At 56.4% G+C, this 5,396-nt stretch carries 6 protein-coding genes; all 6 read left to right on the top strand.

The window, feature by feature from the left end; genetic code table 11:
* Positions 1-987: branched-chain amino acid ABC transporter substrate-binding protein (locus ACIQ3A_RS13665; protein ID WP_396432275.1), on the top strand; the 987-nt coding region annotated here is incomplete at its 5' end.
* 200 nt (positions 988-1,187) lie between these two features.
* On the top strand, positions 1,188-2,222 hold the full coding sequence (locus ACIQ3A_RS13660; RefSeq protein ID WP_396432274.1) for a branched-chain amino acid ABC transporter permease: 1,035 nt from the start codon (positions 1,188-1,190) through the stop codon (positions 2,220-2,222).
* Between the two features lie 3 nt (positions 2,223-2,225).
* Positions 2,226-3,518 (top strand): branched-chain amino acid ABC transporter permease, encoded by a 1,293-nt coding sequence (locus tag ACIQ3A_RS13655; protein ID WP_396432273.1) that lies wholly within the window; start codon positions 2,226-2,228, stop codon positions 3,516-3,518.
* Complete coding sequence (locus tag ACIQ3A_RS13650) at positions 3,515-4,285, top strand: ABC transporter ATP-binding protein (RefSeq protein ID WP_396432272.1); 771 nt, start codon at positions 3,515-3,517, stop codon at positions 4,283-4,285. Before ACIQ3A_RS13655 ends, ACIQ3A_RS13650 begins: the two co-directional genes overlap by 4 nt.
* Positions 4,285-4,980 carry an ABC transporter ATP-binding protein gene (locus ACIQ3A_RS13645; RefSeq protein ID WP_396432271.1) on the top strand — a complete coding sequence of 232 codons (696 nt, stop codon included), beginning with the start codon at positions 4,285-4,287 and terminating at the stop codon, positions 4,978-4,980. Before ACIQ3A_RS13650 ends, ACIQ3A_RS13645 begins: the two co-directional genes overlap by 1 nt.
* A gap of 144 nt (positions 4,981-5,124) precedes the next feature.
* Positions 5,125-5,396 (top strand): enoyl-CoA hydratase/isomerase family protein (locus tag ACIQ3A_RS13640; protein WP_396432270.1); only part of this gene is annotated, 272 nt, incomplete at its 3' end.

Raw genomic sequence — 5,396 nt, 5'->3', positions numbered from 1 at the left:
CTGAATGCGCTGAAAGCGGCCATGGACCAAGGCGTTCGTTATATCGCCCAAGGTAACGGCTCATCGGTTGCCGGCGCCCTGATTGAAGCGGTTAACAAACACAACGAACGCAACCCTGGCAAGGAAATTATTTTCCTCAACTACGCTGCGGTTGACCCTGACTTCACGAACAGCAAGTGCAGCTATTGGCACTTCCGTTTTGATGCCGACACGTCGATGAAAATCGAAGCGATGACCACCTTCATGAAGGACGACAAGGACGTCAAGAAGGTCTATCTGTTCAATCAAAATTATTCGCACGGCCAACAGGTTGCCAAGTTCGCCAAGGAAAATCTGGCCCGCAAGCGCCCTGATGTGCAAATCGTCGGCGAAGACCTGCACCCACTGGCCCAGGTGCGTGATTTCTCACCCTACATCGCCAAGATCAAGGCCTCAGGTGCTGACACGGTGATCACGGGGAACTGGGGTTCTGACCTGGCCTTGTTGGTCAAGGCGGCCAACGAAGGCGGCTACACCGGCAAGTTTTACACCTATTACACCGGTGTAACGGGCACGCCCACAGCGCTGGGTCAAAGCGGTGCAGGCCGCGTCTACCAGATCGCCTACAGCCACTACAACATGGGGGGCGACATGGGCAAGTGGATGGGCGAGTTCAAGAAGAAGTTCAATGACGATTTCTACACCGGTTCTGTCGTCACCATCTTCAACGCCCTGGGTGCTGCCATGGCCAAAGCCAAGTCCACCGACCCTGTGAAAGTGGCTGCGGCACTGGAAGGGATCAAGTACAAAAACTACAACGGCGAAGTCGAGATGCGTAAAACAGACCATCAACTACAGCAACCGCTTTACATGACCGTTTGGCAAAAAGCTGACAAGAAGTACCCTTACAGCCCCGAAAACACGGGCATGACTTTGGCGCCCGTCAAGGAATTCCCTTCTTATGTGTCCAGCACGCCCACCAGCTGCCAGATGAAGCGTCCCGGGTAATTTCGGTCCGTTTGCGGCGCATCCCGTCTTACACAGCGCAGGCCCAGGGCCTGTCGCCGTGAAGCCGCTGGGTCAAGGCCCGATCAACTGTTGGTTCATCGGGCTTTTTTTTGGGCTTCGATCCCCTCTCACGGTGGGGGCATGGCTTAAGGATTGCTTTTAATTTCGGCCTTAGACCCTGAAAGGTCTGGAAAGTATTTATGGAGTTTTTCATCATCTCCATGCTCAACGGTTTGAGTTATGGACTGTTGCTCTTCATGCTCAGCTCAGGGCTGACCTTGATTTTCAGCATGATGGGTGTGCTCAACTTCGCGCATGCCAGTTTCTACATGATTGGCGCCTATTTCGGCTACACCCTGACGGGGTGGATCGGATTTTGGCCGGCGCTGGTGATTGCGCCGCTTTTGGTGGGCGCCTGTGGTGCCTTGTTTGAGCGTGTCACGCTGCGCAAGGTTCACCCTTTTGGTCATGTGCCTGAATTGCTGGTGACTTTTGGCTTGTCCTATGTGGCGCTGGAGTTGGTGCAACTGGTCTGGGGCCGCACAGCGGTGGATTTTCCGCCGCCTGAAATTTTGCGCAGCGCAGCCTTCACCCTGATCAACCATTCGGTCAACGGCCTGAGTCTGGTCTGGGGTTCGGCCCCTGCTGAGGCCTGCGCAGCAGCCGATGCCGCCATTCGTGTGGTGTGCTCGCCCTTTCCTGCCACGCGGGGGTTCATGATGCTGGTGGCCTTGTTGATGCTGGTGTCTTTGTGGCTGCTGCTGACGCGCACCCGTATTGGCTTGGTCATTCAGGCTGCCTTGACCCACCCCGAAATGGTGGAATCTTTGGGCCACAACGTGCCGCGTGTCTTCATGCTGGTGTTTGGTGCGGGCACGGGCCTGGCCGGTTTGGCCGGCGTGATCGGGGGCAGCACTTTTGTCACCGAACCCGCCATGGCCGCGACGGTGGGATCGGTCATTTTTGTGGTGGTGGTGGTGGGCGGCATGGGCTCGTTGTCGGGGGCTTTTCTGGCCTCCGTGCTGATCGGCGTGATCCAGACCTTTGCGGTGGCCGTCGACTATTCGTTCCTCACTTTGGCCAAAGACATGGGCTGGGCCTTGTCGGCAGCGACGCAAGAGAACTCGTTTGCCAAGCTCACGCTGTCTCAAGTGGCGCCTATCTTGCCGTACCTTTTCCTGGTGCTGATCCTGATCTTCCGGCCCAAGGGTCTTTTGGGCACACGCGAGGGTTAAGACATGGCTGCTGCATACAAATTCAAACCTTACAACGTAGGTCGATGGGTCACCTGGAGCCTGTTTGGTCTGCTGCTGCTGCTGGCCCCGCTGGTTTTCACCAGCAACTTGTCGACCACCATGCTGGCTCAAATGGGCATTGCCATCATTGCCTGTCTGTCGTACAACATTCTGCTGGGGCAGGGCGGGATGCTGAGCTTTGGCCATGCGGTCTACACTGGCCTGGGCTCTTACATGGCCATGCACGCGCTCAATGCCGTCAGTGGCGGCACGCTGAACATCCCGGTCAGCCTGCTGCCCATCGTGGGCGGCGTGGCGGGCATGGGTTTTGCTGTTTTGCTGGGCTGGGTGACGACCCGAAAATCCGGTACACCCTTTGCCATGATCACGCTGGGTGTGGCCGAACTGGTGTTTGCCATGTCGCTCATGTTCTCGGAGTTTTTCGGGGGTGAGGCGGGTGTGTCGGGCAACCGGGTCGCTGGCCAGCCTTTCTTTGGCATCAGCTACGGGCCACAAATTGAAGTTTATTACCTGATTGCCGCCTACACCTTTGTGTGCGTGGCCCTGATGTATGCCTTCACGCAAACGCCGCTGGGGCGTATTTTGAATGCAGTGCGCGACAACCCTGAGCGCGTCGAGTTCATTGGTTACAACACTCAGCGTGTGCGCTACTTTGCTTTTGTGATTGCAGGCTTTTTTGCCGGCATCGCTGGCGGCTTGGGCGCGCTGAACTTTGAAATCGTGACCGCTGAAGTGGTGGGCGCAGGGCGCTCGGGCGCTTATTTGTTGTTCACCTTTCTGGGGGGCGCCACTTTCTTTTTTGGCCCCATCCTTGGCGCGATCTTGATGATCATTGCCTTCGTGCTGTTGTCAGAGCTGACCAAGGCTTGGCTTCTTTACATGGGGCTGGTTTTCTTGTTCATGGTCATGTATGCACCGGGCGGCATCGCCAGTCTGATCATGATGAACCTGCGGGTGGCCAAGTTCGGCAAGCTGCGCCAGATCTGGACCAGCTACCTGGGCTTGGGCTTGACGGCCATCGTCATGCTGGCCGGCGCGGGGGCCATGATCGAGATGGTCTATCACCTGCAACTCAACTCGGCCCTGGGTGACAACGTTCAATTCATGGGCGCCACACTCAATGCCAAAGGCCTGGACAGCTGGTTTGGATCGGCCTTTGTCATGCTCACCGGCCTGGGTCTTTTTGAGCTGGCCAGGCGCCAATTTGTGCACGACTGGGGTGACATCCAGACCGAGATCGAAAAAGAAATCAAGCGAAGGGAAACTGCTTTATGAGTTACGCCCTTGAACTCAAAGACGTTTGCAAGAATTTCGGTAAGACCGAAATCATCCGGGGTGTGAGCCTTTCGGTGCAGTCCGGGGAGCGCGTGGCCGTGATTGGCCCCAACGGCGCGGGCAAATCCACCTTGTTCAATTTGATCAGCGGTCGCTTTGGCCCAACCAGCGGCGATATTTTGCTCAATGGGCAACGCATCCAGAACAAGACACCCTATGAAATCAACCGCATGGGTTTGTCGCGCAGCTTCCAGATCACGAACATCTTCCCCAAACTCAGTGTGTTCGAAAATCTGCGCTGCGCGGTGCTTTGGAGCCTGGGCTACAAATACACCTTTTTCAAGTTTCTTTCGGGTTTGAAAGACGCCAACGAGCGCACCGACCAGTTGCTTCAAATGATTCGCCTGGACAAGAAACGCGATGTACTGGCTGTCAACCTGACCTACGCCGAGCAGCGCGCTCTGGAGATTGGCGTCACGATTGCAGGTGGGGCCGATGTGATCCTGCTGGACGAACCGACGGCGGGCATGAGCAAAAGCGAGACTTCGCGCTTTATTCAGCTCATCAAGGAGGTCACGGTGGGCAAAACCCTGCTCACGGTGGAGCACGACATGGGCGTGGTGTTTGGCCTGGCAGACAAGATCGCGGTGGTGGTTTACGGCGAAGTGATCGCCTTCGACACGCCAGAGGCCGTGCGTGCCAATACCCAGGTGCAGGAAGCCTACCTGGGCTCATCCGTTGCAGACAGCCAAGCAGGAGGCCACTGATGTTGCGAGTCGAAAATTTGCACGCCTATTACGGCAAAAGCCATGTGCTGCACGGTGTGAACTTTGAAGTGGGGCAGGGTGAGATCGTGGCCCTGCTGGGGCGCAACGGCTCGGGCCGATCCACCACGGCCAAAGCCATCATGGGCCTGGTGGAGTGCCAGGGGCGCATCGACTGGAAAGGCCAGCCGATTCAAGGCAAGAAAGCTTACGAGATCGCGCACCTGGGCCTCGGCTATGTGCCGGAAAACCGCGATATCTTTCCCAAGCTCACGGTGCACCAGAACCTGCAACTGGGTCAAAAGCAAAAGGGCCAAAATGGCCGTTGGTCTTTTGACGACATGTTCACCATGTTCCCCCGCCTCAAGGAGCGCGAACACACCGAAGCTGGGGTTTTGTCAGGTGGTGAGCAGCAAATGCTCACGCTGTGCCGCACCCTGATGGGGGACCCTGACCTGATCATCATTGACGAGCCGACCGAGGGCCTGGCCCCCAAGATCGTGGAGTTGGTGGGGCAGTACCTGCAAAACCTCAAATCGCGTGGCATCTCGGTCTTGCTGATTGAGCAAAAGTTGACCATTGCCATGCGCATTTCGGACCGTGCCCTGGTCATGGGCCATGGCAGCATCGTGTTCCAGGGAACGCCAGACGAGTTACGCGCCAACACCTATATCCGCAAGGAGTGGCTGGAGGTCTGATTCGTCGCAGCTTGTGCCAAGGGTTGGCATTTTTGTCAGGTCTCAGGGGCGACAAAATAGTTGTTCCAAGAAAGATTTTTTGTCTACAATGCAAAAAAACGAACGGTCGTTCTTTTTTAATTTTTCACGCAAAGGAAGTCCAGCATGACAGCTGAATACAAAGTCCACGGTGATGTCGCGGTCATCACATTGATGAACCCGCCAGTCAACGGTTTGGGCCTGTCCACACGCATCGGCATCACCGACGGTCTGGATAAAGCCAACAACGACGCCGCTGTCAAAGCCGTCGTCATCACCGGTGCTGGCAAGGCTTTTTCGGGCGGTGCAGACATCCGCGAATTCGGCTCGCCCAAAGCGATCCAAGAACCGAATTTGCTCAGCGTGATCAGCGCTTGCGAAAATTCAGCCAAACCTGT

The sequence above is a fragment of the Limnohabitans sp. genome (assembly GCF_044361985.1).
Classification (GTDB): Bacteria; Pseudomonadota; Gammaproteobacteria; order Burkholderiales; family Burkholderiaceae_C; genus Limnohabitans_A.
This window is presented reverse-complemented; position numbering and strand designations above follow the sequence as displayed.